Raw genomic sequence first — 16145 nt, 5'->3', positions numbered from 1 at the left:
TTAGCTCCAGAAGTATTATAGGAGGAACTTAAACATGAAAATCCGTGTAGGTGATACTGTAGAAGTTATTGCAGGTAAAGATAAAGGAAAACAAGGTGAAGTGTTACAAGTTCTTGCAAAACAAGACCGTGTAATCGTTGAAGGAGTTAATATGGTAACTAAACATATCAAACCTTCACAAGCTGATCCTGAAGGAGGAATTGTAACAAGAGAAGCACCTATTCATGTTTCTAATGTTGCATTCTATGATTCTAAAGCTAAAGCTCCAGTTAAACTTGGATACAAGTTTATTGAAGAAGATGGTAAAAAAGTAAAAGTAAGAATTAACAAAAAAACTGGTGCTGAAGTAGACAAAAAGAAAAAGAAAAAATAGACGGAAGGAGGATAAAGAATGAACCGTTTAATGGAACGTTATCAAAACGATGTAGTAAAATCAATGATGGATAAATTCAATTATTCTTCAATCATGCAAGCTCCAAAACTTGAAAAAATTGTTATCAATATTGGAGTTGGTGATGCCGTATCTAATTCTAAATTATTAGATGAAGCAGTTAATGAATTAACATTAATTTCTGGGCAAAAGCCAGTTATTACTAGAGCAAAAAAATCTATCGCAGGATTTAAACTACGTGAAGGAATGGCTATTGGATGTAAAGTTACTTTACGTGGTGAAAGAATGTATGAATTTTTAGATAAATTAGTAAATATTTCATTACCTCGTGTAAGAGACTTTAGAGGTGTTTCTAATGATTCATTTGATGGAAGAGGAAATTATACTTTAGGTATTAAAGAACAATTAATTTTCCCTGAAATCAATTTTGATAAAGTTAATAAATTAAGAGGTATGGATATCGTATTCGTAACTACTGCTAAAACTGATGAAGAAGGTCATGAGTTATTAGCTCAATTAGGAATGCCATTCAAGAAATAAGAAGGAGGACTTTAAAAAATATGGCTAAAACATCAATGAAGGTGAAACAACAACGTCCTCAAAAATACAAAGTGCGTGAATACACACGTTGTGAACGTTGTGGAAGACCACATTCAGTTATTAGAAAATTCAGACTTTGTAGAATTTGCTTCCGCGAATTAGCATACAAAGGTGAAATTCCAGGTGTAAAAAAATCAAGCTGGTAATCAATTTTATCCAGATGGAAGGAGGATTTAGCAAATGGTCATGACAGATCCAATTGCAGATATGTTAACAAGAATCCGCAATGCAAATAGACAACGTCACGATAACGTAATCGTGCCTGCATCAAAATTAAAAGTTGCAATTGCAGAAATTTTGAAAAACGAAGGATTCATTAATGGATATACAGTTGAGGGAGATGCCCCAATTCAAAATATTAATATTTCTTTAAAATATAGAGGAAATGATCGTGTAATCACTGATTTAAAGAGAATTTCTAAACCAGGATTACGCGTATATGCAAAAGTAGATGAAATTCCTAAAGTATTAAATGGATTAGGAATCGCAATTTTATCAACTTCTCAAGGTTTAATGACTGATAAAGAAGCTCGTGCTAAAAAAGTCGGTGGAGAAGTATTAGCATACGTTTGGTAATTAAAAATAATTCAGGAGGTGCAAACTGATGTCTCGTGTCGGTAATAAAATTATTAATGTACCTGAAGGAGTTACAGTTGATATCGCTGCGGATAACACAGTGACTGTTACAGGACCAAAAGGGACTTTAGTAAGACAATTTTCACCAGTAATTACAATCAATAAAGAAGATAATGTAATTACTGTAAGTAGAAGTAGTGATTTAAAAACTCATAAACAATTACATGGTACAACAAGAGCATTACTTGCAAACATGATCGAAGGTGTTCACAATGGTTTCAAAAAAGAATTAGAAATCGTTGGTATTGGATACCGTGGACAAATGAAAGGTGATACGCTAGAATTACATATAGGGTATTCTCATCCAGTAGAGATTAAAGGTGAAGAAGGAGTTAAAATTGAAACTCCATCTAATACTAAAATCATTGTATCTGGAATTTCTAAAGAACGTGTTGGTCAAGTTGCTGCTCAAATTAGAGAAGTAAGAAAACCTGAACCTTACAAAGGTAAAGGAATTAGATATAGTGATGAAAGAATCATCAGAAAAGAAGGAAAAACTGCTGGTAAGAAGTAGTTAGTGAAAGGAGCAAATAAAGATGTCAAAATTACAATCTCGTAATGATATTCGTTTAAAAAGACATGCTAGAGTACGTAGAAAAATTAGCGGTACTCCTGAATGTCCTCGTTTAAATGTGTTCCGTTCAAATGCTCATATTCATGCGCAAATTATTGATGATGTTAATGGTGTTACTTTAGCTAGTGCATCTAGTGTTAATATGAAATTAGAAAACGGTTCTAACATCGCTGCTGCAACAGCAGTAGGAAAAGCTGTTGGTGAAGCAGCTTTAGCTAAGAATATTAAAAAAGTAGTATTTGATCGTGGTGGATACATTTATCATGGTCGTGTTAAAGCCCTAGCAGAAGCAGCTAGAGAAGCGGGATTAGAATTCTAGAAGGAGGTCAACATGGAACAACGTAAACCAAGAAATAATGGACCAAGAAACAACGGACCAAGAAGAGGTCAACGCAATAATGGACCTAGAAGAGAAGAAAAAGAATTTGAAGAACGTGTTGTTACAATTAACCGTGTTACTAAAGTAGTTAAAGGGGGACGTAAATTCCGTTTTGCTGCCTTAGTTGTTATCGGTGACAAAAAAGGAAGAGTTGGGTTTGGTACTGGTAAAGCTAACGAAGTACCTGATGCAATTAGAAAAGCTTCTGAAAATGCTAAAAGAAACGTTATTAAAGTGCCTTTTGTTCATGGAACTATTCCTCATGAAGTTACTGGTACTTATGGATCTGGAAAAGTATTTATTAGACCTGCTAGTCAAGGTACTGGTATTATCGCTGGGGGACCAGTTCGTGCCGTTGTCGAATTAGCTGGATATACTGATATTTTATCTAAATGTATTGGTTCAAGAACACCAATCAACATGGTAAGAGCTACAATGGAAGGTTTAGCTTCATTAAAGACTGTAAACCAAGTTGCTGAATTAAGAGATAAAACTGTAGAAGAAATTTACGGATAGAGGAGGGCGTAAAGAATGGCAAAAACAGTTATGATTACGCTTAAAAAAAGTCCAATTGGTCGTTTACCAAAACAACGGGCTACTCTTAAAGCGTTAGGTTTATCAAAAATTAATCAAACAGTAGAAAAAAATTACAATGATTCAATCCAAGGAATGATCAAAGTAATTGAACACCTAGTTACAGTAGAAGAAAAATAGGGAGGTGTAACCGAATGAAACTACATGAATTACAATACACTGAAGGTGCACGTAGAGCGAGAAAACGTGTTGGTCGTGGAACTAGTTCAGGACATGGTAAAACTGCTGGTCGTGGTCAAAAAGGACAAGGTGCTAGATCTGGTGGAGGAAAGAAACCTGGATTTGAAGGTGGACAAACTCCATTGTTCATGCGTTTGCCAAAACGTGGATTTACAAACTTCAATCGTTTAGAATATGCAATTGTTAATGTTGAACAATTAAATAAATTTGATGAAGGAGCTACAGTTACTCCTAAAGAACTTAAAGAATTAGGTTTAATTAAAAAAGAATTAGATGGGGTTAAAATTTTGGGTAATGGGAAATTAGAAAAAGCTATTACAGTTAAAGCTCATAAGTTTTCTAAGTCTGCTATTGCCGCAATTGAAGCTGCAGGTGGAAAAACAGAGGTGATCTAATATGATTACTTTCCTAAAAAATGTTTTCAAAAAAGGTGAGTTACGACAAAAAATAATATTTACCTTAGGGATTTTATTCGTATATCGCTTAGGTGCTGCCGTTACTATTCCTAGTGTAGCCACTGGTGCATTGAGCTCAAGTGATGCAACTAATGGGATTTTTGGAATAATGAATCTACTTGGTGGTGGAACATTAGAAACATTCTCATTATTTTCACTAGGAGTATCACCTTATATTACAGCCTCAATCATTATTGAGTTGTTGTCAATGGATGTAATTCCTGCTTTAAGTCGTTGGCGTAAGGAAGGAAATACAGGTAAGAAGAAAAAAGATCGGGTCACTAGATTTGTAACATTATTTTTAGCGGCATTGCAAGGTGGCGTTTTAACATATGCCTTTGATACTGGATATGGAATTTTGACAGATTCAAGTATTTGGACATATATCTATGTAGTATTAGTTATGATGGCTGGTAGTATGCTGGCTGTATGGTTAGGAGATCAAATTACTAATAAAGGAATTGGTAATGGTGTTTCATTATTAATTTTCACTGGTATTGTTTCTAACTTACCAAATAGTTTTATTACTACATTTAATAACTTAGTTGATTTAACTGGTAGTGCTGGTGATATCGCAATCGGTATTGTCTGGTATGTATTATTTGTGATTGTTTATTTATCAATTGTGGTGTTTGTTGTGTTTAATGAAGGAGCCGTTAGAAAAATTCCAATCATTTATGCAACTAGCTCAAATACAACAATGCGAACAAAAGATCAAACACATATGCCAATTAAGATCAATAGTTCGGGAGTTATCCCAGTAATCTTTGCAGCATCTGTATTAGCTGCACCAAGAACAATAGTTAGTTTTATGGATACTAGCGATGTTACTAATTGGATTAATACAATTTTTAATTACCAAGAACCAGTAGGATTTATCCTATATATCTTGATGATTATCGGATTTTCATTCTTTTATGCTAACTTACAAATAGATGCGCAAAAAATCAGCGATGATTTGAAAAAGAATGGGGGATCAATTCCTGGAGTCAGAACTGGAAACGATACAATGGTGCATATTAAAACAATTTTAAACAGAATCACTGTTGTTGGATCATTAGCATTATGTATCATTGCAGCAATTCCAATCATTACACCAGTTCTCTGGACGCAAACTGAAAATGCCTCTTTATCATTAGGAGGAACTGGTTTGATTATCGTAACCGGAGTTGCGTTAGAGACCGTAAAACAAATCAAAACACATATTACAAGAAAAGAGTATCACGGTTATATTCGTCGATAGTATAATATAATAGGAAAGAAGGCGTAGATAATGAATATTATTTTAATGGGTCCTCCTGGTGCAGGAAAAGGAACTCAAGCAGCAAATTTAGTTAAAGAATATGGTTTAACTCATATTTCAACTGGAGACATATTTAGAAAAGCACTTAAAGAACAAACTAAATATGGAGTTATTGCTAAATATTTCATGCAATTTGGTCATCTAGTTCCTGATGATTATACTATCCAAATGGTTCGGGAATATCTTTCAGAAAATGAATTTCCAAACGGATTTATTCTTGATGGGTTCCCACGCACTATCATTCAGGCTCGTGAATTAGAGAGTATCGCTAAGGAATTTAATTTTACAATTGATGCAGTCATTAATCTAGAAATTGCATTAGATCGTTTAATTCCTCGTCTTTCTGGTCGTAGAACATGTAAAGAATGTGGTGCTAGTTACCATATTGAGTATAACCCACCAAAAGTTGAAGGAATTTGTGATAATTGTGGTGGTGAATTGTATCAACGTCCTGATGAAAGCGAAGAAGCTGTTAAAGTTAGACTTGATACTTATGAAAAACAAACTAGTCCATTAATTGATTATTATACAATGAAAGGTGAACTTACTAACATCAATGGTGATCAATCAATGGAAGACGTCTTTAAGGATATCAAAGCTTGCCTGGAGGCAAAATAATGATTGTTACTAAAGATGATCGAGAAATAAAACTGATGAAAGAAGCAGGGAGAATTGTTGCATTAGTACATCAGAAACTTCAAGAAGTAATTAAGCCAGGAATTACGACTAAGGAAATTGATGAAATTTGCGAGAAGGTAATTCGCGATAATAATGCAACTCCTTCATTTCTGCATCTATATGGTTTTCCAAATAGTGTCTGCACTTCAATTAATGAAGTAGTTGTCCATGGAATACCTAGTGAAAGAGTATTGCAGGATGGTGATATTATTTCGGTTGATGTCGGTGCTTGTTATAAAGGATATCATGGCGATAGCGCCTGGACTTATGCTGTTGGCCAAATTAGTGATGAAGCTAAACATTTGATGGAAGTCTGTGAAGCTTCACTATATGAAGGTCTAAAACAAGTAAAACCTGGTAATCGCTTATCAGATATTTCTCATGCTGTGCAAGTATATTTAGAAAGTCATGGATGTTCGACACCTCGTGATTATACTGGTCATGGAATTGGTAGCGAAGTTCATGAAGATCCAAGTGTTCCTAATTATGGTAAGCCAGGTCGGGGGCCTAGACTAAAAGCTGGTATGGCACTTGCAATTGAACCAATGGCGCATCTAGGGGGATGTGAAACGGAAGTCTTGCAAGATAATTGGACTGTTGTAACAAAAGACCGCTCATTAGCGGCTCATTATGAACATACAATCATCATTACTGATGACGGGTATGAAATCTTAACAAAACTTTAATTAAAGGGAGTTGAAACCAATGGCAAAGAAAGACGATGTTCTTGAAGTAGAAGCTACAGTATTAGAAACATTGCCAAATGCGATGTTTAAAGTAGCTCTTGAAAATGGAGTAGAAATCCTTGCTCACGTTTCTGGTAAAATCCGTATGCATTACATTCGCATTTTACCGGGGGACAGGGTTACTGTAGAAATTTCTCCATATGATTTAACACGTGGGCGCATTACTTTTAGACATAAATAAAACTTAAAATCTTCCAGGAGGAGGTAGACAGGATGAAAGTTAGAGCATCTGTAAAACCAATCTGCGATAAATGCAGAGTAATCAAAAGAAAAGGGCGCGTAATGGTAATTTGCGAAAACCCTAAACATAAACAAAGACAAGGTTAATTTTTAGGAGGAAAATATATGGCTCGTATTGCTGGTGTTGATATCCCTCGTGATAAACGGGTGGTTATCTCATTAACTTATATCTATGGTATCGGTAAACCAACTGCTCAAAAGATTTTAAAGAAAGTTGGAATTTCTGAAGATACTAGAGTTAAAGATTTAACAGAAGAAGAAATTAATAAAATTAGAAAAGAAGTCGATTCAATTAAAGTTGAAGGAGATCTTCGTCGTGAAGTAGCATTAAACATCAAACGTTTAATGGAAATCGGAAGCTATAGAGGAATCCGTCATCGTAAAGGACTTCCTGTTCGTGGTCAAAAAACTAAAACAAATGCTCGTACTCGTAAGGGTAAAGCAAAACCAATTGCAGGAAAGAAAAAATAATAGGAGGTTGAATTAAGATGGCAAGAGTAAAACAAACACGCGGTAAAAGACGTGTAAAAAAGAATATTGCAAAAGGTATAGCACATGTTCATTCAACTTTCAATAACACTATTGTGACTATTACTGATGAACATGGTAATGTAATAACTTGGTCTAGTGCTGGTGCTTTAGGATTTAAAGGTTCTCGTAAATCTACTCCATTTGCAGCACAAATGGCATCAGAAGCAGCAGCAAAAGCATCTATGGATCATGGTATGAAATCTGTAGATGTTAATGTTAAAGGTCCTGGTCCAGGACGTGAAGCTGCAGTAAGAGCTTTACAAGCTGCAGGATTAGAAGTAACTTCAATTACTGATGTTACTCCAATTCCACATAATGGGTGTCGTCCACCAAAACGTCCACGCGGATAATTTATTGCATGATCTAATATAGCAATTCCTAGTGAGGAGGAAAACAAATGCAAAAGTTTGAAAAAGCAAATTTTAATATAGCTAATTATGATGAAACTGATAATTATGGTAAGTTTGTCATTGAACCTCTAGAAAGAGGATTTGGGACAACATTAGGAAACTCATTACGTAGAGTATTACTATCTTCATTACCTGGTTCGGCTATTTATGCCATTAAAGTTCAAGGTGCAATCCATGAATTCTCAGCAGTTGATGGAGTTGTAGAAGACGTTACCTCAATTATCTTACGTCTTAAAAAGCTTGTATTTGATGTGGATAGTGATGAATCAGCAACAATGATCATTGACGTTGAAGGTCCAGCTACTGTAACTGGTGCGGACATTCAATGTCCTTCTGAAGTAACAATGATTTCTAATGATATGGAAATTGCTCACGTTGCTCAAGGAGCACACTTATACATGGAATTATATGCTAAAAAAGACCGTGGATATGTAAGTGCTGATCAAAATAAACAGGAAATCAATACAATTGGTATTATTCCAACTGATTCAATTTATTCGCCAATTGAAAGAGTATCTTATGCAGTAGAACCAACAAGAGTTGGTGAAAGTGCTAAATATGATCAATTAACTTTAGAAATTGAAACTAACGGGGCTTTAAAGCCTTATGAAGCAATCTCACTAGCTGCAAAGATTTTGGTGGAACATTTAAATATGTTTGTTGAATTAACTGATATGGCTGTAAATATGGAAGTTATGTCTGAGGCTCAAAATGATACTACAAATAAAGTTTTAGATATGACAATTGAAGAGCTTGATTTATCAGTTCGTTCATACAATTGTTTAAAGAGAGCAGGTATTCAAACTGTTCAAGATCTTGCCGCTAAGTCTGAAGATGATATGATCAAAGTAAGAAACTTAGGTAAGAAATCTTTAAAAGAAGTCAAAGAAAAATTAGTTGAATTAGGCTTAGGGTTTAAACCTATCGATTAATTCGCAATCTGAAAGGAAGGAGCGCTAAACTCATGGCTAAAAATAGAAAATTGGGACGTACTTCTGATATCAGAAAATCAATGTTACGTTCTCTTGCAACAGAAGTAATTATGTATGGACAGTTAGAAACTACAGTAACTAGAGCAAAAGAAGTTCGTTCAGTAGTTGATGAATTAATTACTTTAGGTAAACGTGGTGACTTACACGCAAGACGTCAAGCTGCTGCTGTATTACATAACGTAGTTGATGAAGAAACTGGTAAAACAGCTTTACAAAAATTATTTGATGATGTTGCACCTAAATATGCCGATGTAAATGGTGGGTACACTCGTATCTTAAAAACTTACAATCGTAAAGGTGATAATGCCCCAATGGCAATTATTGCATTAGTTAAATAAAAATATGAAAAAGACCTACGGGTCTTTTTGTTTTACTTGACTAACTTTGTTAATAATAATAGAATGATAAAAACATCTTATCAAGGTGGTGAAGAAATGGACAAAATTATCGAGATAAAAGATTTGTTTTTTGAATATGCAGATGGTTTAAAGACAATAGATCATATATCTTTTGATATTTATAAAGGTGATTATGTTGCTATTCTAGGACATAATGGCAGTGGTAAAAGCACGATAGCAAAATTGCTAATTGGATTATTAGAAAAAAAGAGTGGAAGTATTGTAGTCAATGGCTATGAATTAAATTTAGAAAATCTCTATAAAGTACGTGACAACATTGGAATCGTATTTCAAAATCCTGACAATCAATTTATTGGCGCTACAGTTCGTGATGATATTGCATTTGGTTTGGAGAATAATTGTGTACCTCCTGATGAGATGGATGATATTATCAATAATTATGCGGCAAAAGTTAAGATGCTTGATTTTCTAGATCATGAACCAACCAAGCTTTCAGGTGGTCAAAAACAACGTGTTGCTATTGCTGGAATTCTAGCAATGGCTCCTAGTATTATCATTTTAGATGAGGCTACAAGTATGCTTGATCCAATGGGAAGAAGAGAAATCAATAGTCTAGTTAAAGAATTAAATCAAGAAAAAGATATGACAATTATTTCAATTACTCATGATATTGAAGAAGCTAAAAATGCCGATCAAGTTATTATTTTAAATGATGGTAAAATTGTTGGTCAAGGAACCCCAGAAGCAATTCTTAGTGATGAGGCTAATCTAGTCAAATATGAACTAGACATTCCTTTTGCCTTGAAAGTTGCGAAAGGATTAAAGAAACTAGGAATTACTACGAGTATGTCATTAAAAGAGGAGGTATTAATTAACGAATTATGTCAGTTACATTCAAAGAAGTAGAACATATTTATAGTCCTAATACCCCTTTTTCGTATCATGCTTTAAAAGGTGTTAATTTAGATATAAAAGATAAAAGTTTTACGGCAATCATTGGTCAAACTGGTAGTGGTAAAAGCACATTAATTCAACATATTAATGCTTTATTATTACCAACTAGTGGTGAAATAAAAATAGAAGATTATTTAATTACAGCAACCAATAAACCAAATAAATTAAAACCATTGAGAAAAAAAGCTGGTTTAGTTTTTCAATTTCCTGAATATCAGCTATTTGAAGAGACTATTGAAAAAGATATTATGTTTGGACCAACTAATTTTGGAGTTAGTGAGGAAGAAGCGAAAAAGATTGCCAGCGAGGTTTTGAAGATTGTTGGTTTAGATGATAGCTATTTAGAAAAATCGCCCTTTGATTTATCCGGGGGGCAAAAAAGAAGAGTTGCAATAGCAGGTATTTTAGCGATGGATCCAGATATATTAATCTTGGATGAACCAACAGCCGGTCTAGATCCTCAAGGGACAAATGAAATGATGGGCTTATTTAAAAAAGTTAATGATTTAGGAAAAACAATTATTTTAGTGACTCATGACATGAATCATGTTTTAGAATATTGTGACGAAGTAGTAGTTATGAATCATGGAAAAGTTGAAAAGCATGATACGGTTGCTAATGTTTTTAAAGATAGTGAGTATCTAAACAGTTTAGGAATCGATTTACCAATTATTACAGATTTCATTATTAAACTTAATCGACAAGGCTTTCATATTGATACTTCAATCAACAATATTGATGATTTAGTAAGGGCGATTGGTGGTGAGTTACATGGATAGTATGACTTTTGGAAAATATATTCCAGTAAATTCATTAATTCATCGTCTTGATCCGCGATTAAAAATTGGTGCGTTATTAATTTTTTTAATAGCTGTTTTTTTTGATGCTGGTTTTATTGGTTATGGTATTTTAGCGTTATTTGTCTTATTAGTAGCATCACTATCTAATATTGCAATCAAACATATTTTAAAAGCAATCAAACCGATGGTTTTTATGATGTTATTTTTAATGGTATTTAATATCTTTTTAGTAAATACCGGAGAAGTAGTATTAACGATTGGATCATTCAATATTTATTCTGGTGCTTTGATACAATCAGCTTATATTTTTATTCGTTTGATACTAATTATTACCTTAACAACAATTCTAACATCTTCAACTAAGCCGTTAGATTTAACATTAGGTATTGAAAGTATGTTAACACCATTTAAACGTTTTGGCTTTCCAGCTCATGAATTAGCAATGATGATTTCAATTGCATTACGATTTATTCCTGATTTGCTTGATGAAGCTAAGCGAATTATGAAAGCTCAAGCCAGTCGTGGAGTTGATTTTAATGAAGGAACGATGACGGAAAAAATAAAAGCAATTGTTTCTTTGATCATTCCATTATTTATCTCAGCTTTTCAACGCGCTGAAGATTTAGCAAATGCGATGGAAAGTCGTAATTACAACCCTGAAGCTAAAAGAACCCGTTATAAATCGCTGAAATGGCAAATGCAAGATACGGTGTCATTTCTATTAACGATCGTTGTTTCGGGAATTGTTATAGTATTGAGTTTTATTTTATAATGGTTCGTGTAAAAGCAATAGTAAGCTATGATGGTAGTAAGTTTCATGGCTTTCAAGTTCAAAATAATTTAAGAACTGTTCAGGGTGAAATTCAAAAAGCGTTGAAAAATATTTGTAAAGATAAAATAATCATTCATGGTTCTGGTCGTACTGATGCTAAGGTGCATGGGATTAAACAAGTCTTTCATTTTGATACTAATAGCAACCTTCCAGAAAAACAGTGGAAACGGGCTATAAATCATTTTTTACCCAATGATATTTATATTTTAGATACTGAGTTTGTCTCAGAAGAGTTTCATAGTCGCTATAGTGCAACTAAAAAAGAGTATCACTATTTATTAAGCACTAATGAATATAATCCCTTTGAAACTAATTATATTTATCAATATGGTCGTCCATTGGATTTGAAACTGATGCAAGAGGCTGCTAAAATTTTTCTTGGTGAACATGATTTTGCTTCATTTTGCAGCTATGATCAATATGGTAATACGATTAGAACTTTATATCAGATTGATATCAGTGAAGAAAATGGAATTGTTAAGTTTGTTTTAATTGGAAATGGTTTTAGAAGATATATGGTCCGTCATATTGTTGGTGGATTGATTCAAGTTGGTGCTAAACGAATCGATATAGCTAGATTACAAGAGCTATTAGATAGCAAAGGGGAAAAGAAATGCTTATTTAAAGCTAAACCCCAAGGATTGTATTTATACGAGGTGTTTTATGATGAAGACTAATTTTCACTGTCATACTTATCGTTGTGGTCATGCAGTTGGTGATGAAGAAGAAATGGTTAAATCAGCGATCATGGAAGGGATAGAAGAATTAGGTTTTAGTGAACATGTACCACTACCTCATTATCGCAAACATTTGTTGAAGGGAATACCTAGTACGATAGGAAATAGCCATGCTTTTGCTTCAGCATGTTTAGCTATTATTAATAATGGGCCTAATATGCGTCTTACATATGATAAAAAAGATGAGCATATAAATAAAGTTAAAGAATTAAAAGAAAAGTATGCTGATCAAATTACAATCTATCAAGGATTTGAAGCTGAATATTTTGAAGAGTACTTGGATTATTATCAGGATCTATTAACCAGTGGTGAAGTCGATTATTTAATACTAGGTCATCATTTCAATAAATATTCAGTTGCTTCACGCTATTATGGTAAAGTTGATATAACTGATGAAGAAATAATACAATATAAAAATGATATTTTAAAAGCATTAGATACCGAATTATTTACATATTTGGCTCATCCGGATTTATTTATGATCGGTAAGATGGAATTTGACGAGTTATGTGAAAATATTACCCGGGAAATTTGTCAAAAGGCCCATGAAAAAGATATACCTTTGGAAGTTAATGCCGGTGGGATACGTCGGGGGTATCGCAAGGTAGGCGATGAATTACAATATCCTTATCCTAACACTCATTTTTTTGATATTGCCAGTGAGATTGGGTGTAAAGTTGTTTTAGGATTAGACGTACATGATCCTAATCATTTTAATCAAGACGATATGGCAGCTTTAGAAAAATTTGCCTGGCGTCATCAATTACAGGTTATTAGTAAACCTGTTTTTAAACATGGTAAAATGAAATAAAATTAAGCCGATTTTATTAGATAAGTATCCGAAAATTTGGATACTTATTTTTGTCTATCGGTTTTAAAGTTGGTTAAGACGTGGTAAAATAAAGTATAAGCGAGGAGGTATGAAGACGTGGCACGAGAATGTATTCATAAATATTTAGAAGAACATCAAAGTAATTATCAAGGAAAATATCGCTGCCATAGTTGTGTTCAAACCAAAAAATTTGAACATAAATTCCACTATTATATTAGAGATATTCAATTTAGAGAAATAAATGTTTTTGTGACAATAGATTATTCTGGTGATGAAGTTAAAACCAATTTTTCAGTTGATCTTCATGAACAAGAACAAGAATATATCATCAAAGATGCCCTAAAAAAAATATTATATTTTAATAAGTACAAAACGATATTACATTGTCATGTCTTCCAGCATTATATCAACAATAAAAATACCAATAATATGCTAGAACCATTGGACTATCGTAATATTTTAGATTATTTGGAGTATCATCGTGGAACAAACCAGGAAACTGTCGATGAGTTTTATGAATTTTTCATGCCATATCTACAACGGTTATTAAGTAATGGAAATTACCAAAAATATATGGATTCAGTTAGTTTGTTGCTAGATAAGATACTATATGAATATGAATGGGATGGAACAACTGCTAAATATCTGGATACACAGTATCAATATCATCTTTACTATTTTAGATTAATTATTAAAGATGTATTTAAATATTTAGATGGTTTTTACAATAAAGTCAAAGAACCATTATTAGATGCAATTTGGCGTTTATGTAATTCACAGCGGTTTGCTTTTGCTATCATGACTGATTTTGGTAACTTAGTATTATCACATTATCGAATTACTAAAGCTATCTTTAATTATATTGATAATCGAATGCGTGAAGAAGGTAATGGCAATAATATTGTAATACCATATTTAAAAGCTATTTTTGAAAACGATGTTGAGGGTTACGAAAATGCCTCTATGGATGTTATTCGCTTTGTTATGAACGATATGTTAACATTTGCTAATCACGATTTACAACTGGCAATTGGTAATTCAATCGTCCAAAATGAAGGATATGATTTGTTGATAAATTTATTTTCAAAAGATTACAATACCTTTGTATTTGTCTGTTTTCCAATTTCGACTTTCCCACCGGAATATAAAGAGATTATTCGTGAGAATCTGGAAACGGCCATTCGTTTCTATGCCGGAAGAATGGAACATGATGAGTATCGTTTAACTTCATTTGAACAAGTATGTAATATTAACAGGTTGTTAATGGAAAATTATGAGGAGTATAGAAAACATGGATAAAACAAGAAAAAAAATAGTTGGATCAATCGCTTTAATTGCCGGTTTAACAAGTAGCGCTAGTGCTTTAAATGCATTTGCCAATAAAACAGTTAAAGCAATGGTTTACCGTCATCATAAAGAAGATGATAAAGCGAGTATTTTAGAAACAAAGTATCAAAGTAAAAATATTTATTTAAAAAATCGTCAGGGAATTCGTTTGCGGGGAATTATGATTGAAGAAGAAAATGCTCCAGTGACGTTAATGATTTTGCATCCATTTGCTTTGGAAGCCAAAGATATGACAATGTATGTTCCCTTTTTTAAAGAAAGATACCCTAATTGGAATATCCTATTAGTTGATGCTTGTGCTCATGGGCAAAGTGATGGTTATATTCGTGGTTTTGGATTAAAGGATGCCCGGGATTTAGTAGCATGGAATCGTTATATCATCAAAACTTATGGACGTGATCATAAGATGGTATTATATGGGAAAGAAGCTGGGGCTAATGCGATTTTAAAAGCTGCTAGTGAACATTCACTTAGAAATGTTCAGGCAATTATTAGTGATGGAGCATTTACCAGTGTTTATAAAATTTTAGGATATCGAATGATCAAAGATTATAAAGTACCTAAATTTCCAACAATGCAATTGATCGCTCGTAAAATAAAAAAACAGGTCAAAATCAACATTAAAGAAAGTTTTGTGGAAATGGTCAAACATAATGATATTCCAACTATTTATATTCATATGCGTCATGATGATTTTGTTCCATTAAAAATGGTTTTCCCACTATATAATGCTAATCGGGGCAGTAAAGCATTATTTGTCTTGAAAGATGAACGTTATTTATATGAATTAAATGAAACTGATGATTTTAAAAGTACATTAATAAACTTTATTACAGAGCATGTAAAATAGAAGAAGGTAGTGTCAAATAAGTTATGAAAAAATGAAATTTATTCATAACTAGAATTGCATAGTTGATTCTATGTAATAATTCAATGCTTCATCAAGCAGTATGTTCCATTTGTTTGGCATATTATGAGTCTTTTTAAGACAATCTAATTCTACTGGTGGCTTGTATCCAAGACTTGTATGATTTCTTAGAAAGTTAAAGTATGTCGTGAACAGACACATGAAGTCATTGGCACCTTCAAGCGAGTTGAAACCGTTTTTGACGGCATATGAATACTTGAATGTTCTATTTAAACGTTCAATGATCTGCTTGGCAGGACGATGTTCCTTGGAAACAGGATCATCATTCGTAAGTCCAATAACTTGTGTAACTTTAAAAAATATACGTTTGAGCTGAAAATACTGTTGAGCTGCTTTGTATATTGGATTCCCATCGGTTACGAATTCAAGATCTTCAGGAATTTTTTTGAATTTTCTAAGAACTGTGTAAAAAGCATCAATAGCACTGAACGTGTCACGCTTCATATATATCTTAAATGAAGTGATGATCTTTTTCTTAACATCGCACATGAAGAAGACATAGGCTTTTTTGCCTAGAACCTTGACATATGTTTCATCGCCACAATGATAAGCATTAAGATCATGCTTAAAATTATCCAGCCAAGGAAAAAGCAGATGGCTGGCAGCCTGGGCATAGTTAGCGATGGTTTGATGAGAAATCTTTATAT

At 33.2% G+C, this 16145-nt stretch carries 26 protein-coding genes; 25 read left to right on the top strand and 1 reads right to left on the bottom strand.

Annotated features, from left to right (window positions below):
• Positions 1 to 34: 34 nt before the first annotated feature.
• The 25 genes from rplX (at position 35) to Q0K54_RS07940 (ending at position 15420) form a co-directional block, all read left to right on the top strand.
• Positions 35 to 373 (top strand): 50S ribosomal protein L24, encoded by a 339-nt coding sequence (gene rplX, locus Q0K54_RS08060; protein ID WP_294580021.1) that lies wholly within the window; start codon positions 35 to 37, stop codon positions 371 to 373.
• Positions 374 to 391: 18 nt separating this feature from the next.
• Positions 392 to 931 (top strand): 50S ribosomal protein L5, encoded by a 540-nt coding sequence (rplE, locus tag Q0K54_RS08055; protein ID WP_294580019.1) that lies wholly within the window; start codon positions 392 to 394, stop codon positions 929 to 931.
• A gap of 20 nt (positions 932 to 951) precedes the next feature.
• Entirely contained in the window at positions 952 to 1137 is a 186-nt protein-coding gene (locus Q0K54_RS08050) for a type Z 30S ribosomal protein S14 (protein ID WP_087298730.1), read from the top strand.
• Positions 1138 to 1171: 34 nt separating this feature from the next.
• Positions 1172 to 1567 (top strand): 30S ribosomal protein S8, encoded by a 396-nt coding sequence (rpsH, locus tag Q0K54_RS08045; RefSeq protein ID WP_294580016.1) that lies wholly within the window; start codon positions 1172 to 1174, stop codon positions 1565 to 1567.
• A 28-nt stretch (positions 1568 to 1595) separates the two neighbouring features.
• Positions 1596 to 2141 carry a 50S ribosomal protein L6 gene (gene rplF, locus Q0K54_RS08040; protein WP_294580013.1) on the top strand — a complete coding sequence of 182 codons (546 nt, stop codon included), beginning with the start codon at positions 1596 to 1598 and terminating at the stop codon, positions 2139 to 2141.
• A gap of 22 nt (positions 2142 to 2163) precedes the next feature.
• Positions 2164 to 2520 carry a 50S ribosomal protein L18 gene (gene rplR, locus Q0K54_RS08035; protein WP_294580011.1) on the top strand — a complete coding sequence of 119 codons (357 nt, stop codon included), beginning with the start codon at positions 2164 to 2166 and terminating at the stop codon, positions 2518 to 2520.
• Positions 2521 to 2532: 12 nt separating this feature from the next.
• Positions 2533 to 3096: a 30S ribosomal protein S5 gene (gene rpsE, locus Q0K54_RS08030; protein ID WP_294580009.1), complete on the top strand. Its 564-nt coding sequence runs from the start codon at positions 2533 to 2535 to the stop codon at positions 3094 to 3096.
• 15 nt (positions 3097 to 3111) lie between these two features.
• The gene (gene rpmD, locus Q0K54_RS08025) at positions 3112 to 3294 is read left to right on the top strand and encodes a 50S ribosomal protein L30 (RefSeq protein ID WP_294580008.1); all 183 of its coding nucleotides are present in this window, start codon (positions 3112 to 3114) and stop codon (positions 3292 to 3294) included.
• Between the two features lie 14 nt (positions 3295 to 3308).
• On the top strand, positions 3309 to 3749 hold the full coding sequence (gene rplO / locus Q0K54_RS08020) for a 50S ribosomal protein L15 (RefSeq protein WP_294580006.1): 441 nt from the start codon (positions 3309 to 3311) through the stop codon (positions 3747 to 3749).
• A gap of 1 nt (position 3750) precedes the next feature.
• Entirely contained in the window at positions 3751 to 5052 is a 1302-nt protein-coding gene (gene secY, locus Q0K54_RS08015) for a preprotein translocase subunit SecY (RefSeq protein WP_294580004.1), read from the top strand.
• A 30-nt stretch (positions 5053 to 5082) separates the two neighbouring features.
• Positions 5083 to 5730, top strand: coding sequence for an adenylate kinase (locus Q0K54_RS08010; protein ID WP_294580002.1), 648 nt, complete (start codon positions 5083 to 5085; stop codon positions 5728 to 5730).
• Positions 5730 to 6476, top strand: a complete 747-nt coding sequence (map, locus tag Q0K54_RS08005; RefSeq protein WP_294580000.1) for a type I methionyl aminopeptidase — start codon at positions 5730 to 5732, stop codon at positions 6474 to 6476. The genes Q0K54_RS08010 and map overlap by 1 nt, the downstream gene beginning before the upstream one ends.
• 19 nt (positions 6477 to 6495) lie before the next feature.
• A complete protein-coding gene (gene infA / locus Q0K54_RS08000; protein ID WP_003536851.1) occupies positions 6496 to 6717 on the top strand; it encodes a translation initiation factor IF-1 in 222 nt (73 codons plus the stop codon).
• 32 nt (positions 6718 to 6749) lie between these two features.
• Positions 6750 to 6863 (top strand): 50S ribosomal protein L36, encoded by a 114-nt coding sequence (gene rpmJ / locus Q0K54_RS07995; RefSeq protein ID WP_004801833.1) that lies wholly within the window; start codon positions 6750 to 6752, stop codon positions 6861 to 6863.
• Positions 6864 to 6881: 18 nt separating this feature from the next.
• The gene (rpsM, locus tag Q0K54_RS07990) at positions 6882 to 7247 is read left to right on the top strand and encodes a 30S ribosomal protein S13 (protein ID WP_294579971.1); all 366 of its coding nucleotides are present in this window, start codon (positions 6882 to 6884) and stop codon (positions 7245 to 7247) included.
• 17 nt (positions 7248 to 7264) lie between these two features.
• The gene (rpsK, locus tag Q0K54_RS07985) at positions 7265 to 7657 is read left to right on the top strand and encodes a 30S ribosomal protein S11 (protein WP_294579970.1); all 393 of its coding nucleotides are present in this window, start codon (positions 7265 to 7267) and stop codon (positions 7655 to 7657) included.
• 47 nt (positions 7658 to 7704) lie between these two features.
• Positions 7705 to 8649: a DNA-directed RNA polymerase subunit alpha gene (locus Q0K54_RS07980; RefSeq protein WP_294579969.1), complete on the top strand. Its 945-nt coding sequence runs from the start codon at positions 7705 to 7707 to the stop codon at positions 8647 to 8649.
• A 32-nt stretch (positions 8650 to 8681) separates the two neighbouring features.
• On the top strand, positions 8682 to 9047 hold the full coding sequence (gene rplQ, locus Q0K54_RS07975) for a 50S ribosomal protein L17 (RefSeq protein ID WP_294579968.1): 366 nt from the start codon (positions 8682 to 8684) through the stop codon (positions 9045 to 9047).
• A 96-nt stretch (positions 9048 to 9143) separates the two neighbouring features.
• A complete protein-coding gene (locus Q0K54_RS07970; protein WP_294579967.1) occupies positions 9144 to 9974 on the top strand; it encodes an energy-coupling factor transporter ATPase in 831 nt (276 codons plus the stop codon).
• Positions 9950 to 10801, top strand: coding sequence for an energy-coupling factor transporter ATPase (locus Q0K54_RS07965; protein WP_294579965.1), 852 nt, complete (start codon positions 9950 to 9952; stop codon positions 10799 to 10801). Before Q0K54_RS07970 ends, Q0K54_RS07965 begins: the two co-directional genes overlap by 25 nt.
• A complete protein-coding gene (locus Q0K54_RS07960) occupies positions 10794 to 11594 on the top strand; it encodes an energy-coupling factor transporter transmembrane protein EcfT (RefSeq protein ID WP_294579964.1) in 801 nt (266 codons plus the stop codon). Before Q0K54_RS07965 ends, Q0K54_RS07960 begins: the two co-directional genes overlap by 8 nt.
• Entirely contained in the window at positions 11594 to 12331 is a 738-nt protein-coding gene (gene truA / locus Q0K54_RS07955) for a tRNA pseudouridine(38-40) synthase TruA (RefSeq protein ID WP_294579962.1), read from the top strand. Before Q0K54_RS07960 ends, truA begins: the two co-directional genes overlap by 1 nt.
• Complete coding sequence (locus Q0K54_RS07950) at positions 12318 to 13202, top strand: histidinol-phosphatase (RefSeq protein WP_294579960.1); 885 nt, start codon at positions 12318 to 12320, stop codon at positions 13200 to 13202. The genes truA and Q0K54_RS07950 overlap by 14 nt, the downstream gene beginning before the upstream one ends.
• A gap of 117 nt (positions 13203 to 13319) precedes the next feature.
• Positions 13320 to 14522: a hypothetical protein gene (locus tag Q0K54_RS07945; RefSeq protein WP_294579958.1), complete on the top strand. Its 1203-nt coding sequence runs from the start codon at positions 13320 to 13322 to the stop codon at positions 14520 to 14522.
• Entirely contained in the window at positions 14515 to 15420 is a 906-nt protein-coding gene (locus Q0K54_RS07940) for an alpha/beta hydrolase (protein ID WP_294579955.1), read from the top strand. Before Q0K54_RS07945 ends, Q0K54_RS07940 begins: the two co-directional genes overlap by 8 nt.
• A gap of 48 nt (positions 15421 to 15468) precedes the next feature.
• Here Q0K54_RS07940 and Q0K54_RS07935 read toward each other — a convergent pair.
• A partial coding sequence (locus Q0K54_RS07935) for a DDE-type integrase/transposase/recombinase (protein ID WP_294579953.1) occupies positions 15469 to 16145 on the bottom strand: 677 nt, incomplete at its 5' end.

Origin of the sequence: uncultured Thomasclavelia sp. (genome assembly GCF_944324745.1) — a bacterium.
Classification (GTDB): domain Bacteria; phylum Bacillota_I; class Bacilli_A; order Erysipelotrichales; family Coprobacillaceae; genus Thomasclavelia.
The sequence above is the reverse complement of the archived record's forward strand: the minus strand, read 5'-3'. Positions and strand labels throughout refer to the sequence as shown.

Bases quoted from the DNA above. Each gene is read 5' to 3' on its own strand.
- Q0K54_RS07980 (WP_294579969.1), top strand. From the start codon at position 7,705: ATGCAAAAGTTTGAAAAAGCAAATTTTAATATAGCTAATTATGATGAA.
- rplQ (WP_294579968.1), top strand. From the start codon at position 8,682: ATGGCTAAAAATAGAAAATTGGGACGTACTTCTGATATCAGAAAATCA.
- rpsE (WP_294580009.1), top strand. From the start codon at position 2,533: ATGGAACAACGTAAACCAAGAAATAATGGACCAAGAAACAACGGACCA.
- rplE (WP_294580019.1), top strand. From the start codon at position 392: ATGAACCGTTTAATGGAACGTTATCAAAACGATGTAGTAAAATCAATG.
- rpmD (WP_294580008.1), top strand. From the start codon at position 3,112: ATGGCAAAAACAGTTATGATTACGCTTAAAAAAAGTCCAATTGGTCGT.
- map (WP_294580000.1), top strand. From the start codon at position 5,730: ATGATTGTTACTAAAGATGATCGAGAAATAAAACTGATGAAAGAAGCA.
- Q0K54_RS08050 (WP_087298730.1), top strand. From the start codon at position 952: ATGGCTAAAACATCAATGAAGGTGAAACAACAACGTCCTCAAAAATAC.
- Q0K54_RS07965 (WP_294579965.1), top strand. From the start codon at position 9,950: ATGTCAGTTACATTCAAAGAAGTAGAACATATTTATAGTCCTAATACC.
- Q0K54_RS08010 (WP_294580002.1), top strand. From the start codon at position 5,083: ATGAATATTATTTTAATGGGTCCTCCTGGTGCAGGAAAAGGAACTCAA.
- rpsH (WP_294580016.1), top strand. From the start codon at position 1,172: ATGGTCATGACAGATCCAATTGCAGATATGTTAACAAGAATCCGCAAT.
- rpsK (WP_294579970.1), top strand. From the start codon at position 7,265: ATGGCAAGAGTAAAACAAACACGCGGTAAAAGACGTGTAAAAAAGAAT.
- truA (WP_294579962.1), top strand. From the start codon at position 11,594: ATGGTTCGTGTAAAAGCAATAGTAAGCTATGATGGTAGTAAGTTTCAT.
- Q0K54_RS07950 (WP_294579960.1), top strand. From the start codon at position 12,318: ATGATGAAGACTAATTTTCACTGTCATACTTATCGTTGTGGTCATGCA.
- secY (WP_294580004.1), top strand. From the start codon at position 3,751: ATGATTACTTTCCTAAAAAATGTTTTCAAAAAAGGTGAGTTACGACAA.
- rplF (WP_294580013.1), top strand. From the start codon at position 1,596: ATGTCTCGTGTCGGTAATAAAATTATTAATGTACCTGAAGGAGTTACA.
- Q0K54_RS07970 (WP_294579967.1), top strand. From the start codon at position 9,144: ATGGACAAAATTATCGAGATAAAAGATTTGTTTTTTGAATATGCAGAT.
- infA (WP_003536851.1), top strand. From the start codon at position 6,496: ATGGCAAAGAAAGACGATGTTCTTGAAGTAGAAGCTACAGTATTAGAA.
- rpsM (WP_294579971.1), top strand. From the start codon at position 6,882: ATGGCTCGTATTGCTGGTGTTGATATCCCTCGTGATAAACGGGTGGTT.
- rpmJ (WP_004801833.1), top strand. From the start codon at position 6,750: ATGAAAGTTAGAGCATCTGTAAAACCAATCTGCGATAAATGCAGAGTA.
- rplO (WP_294580006.1), top strand. From the start codon at position 3,309: ATGAAACTACATGAATTACAATACACTGAAGGTGCACGTAGAGCGAGA.
- Q0K54_RS07960 (WP_294579964.1), top strand. From the start codon at position 10,794: ATGGATAGTATGACTTTTGGAAAATATATTCCAGTAAATTCATTAATT.
- rplX (WP_294580021.1), top strand. From the start codon at position 35: ATGAAAATCCGTGTAGGTGATACTGTAGAAGTTATTGCAGGTAAAGAT.
- Q0K54_RS07940 (WP_294579955.1), top strand. From the start codon at position 14,515: ATGGATAAAACAAGAAAAAAAATAGTTGGATCAATCGCTTTAATTGCC.
- rplR (WP_294580011.1), top strand. From the start codon at position 2,164: ATGTCAAAATTACAATCTCGTAATGATATTCGTTTAAAAAGACATGCT.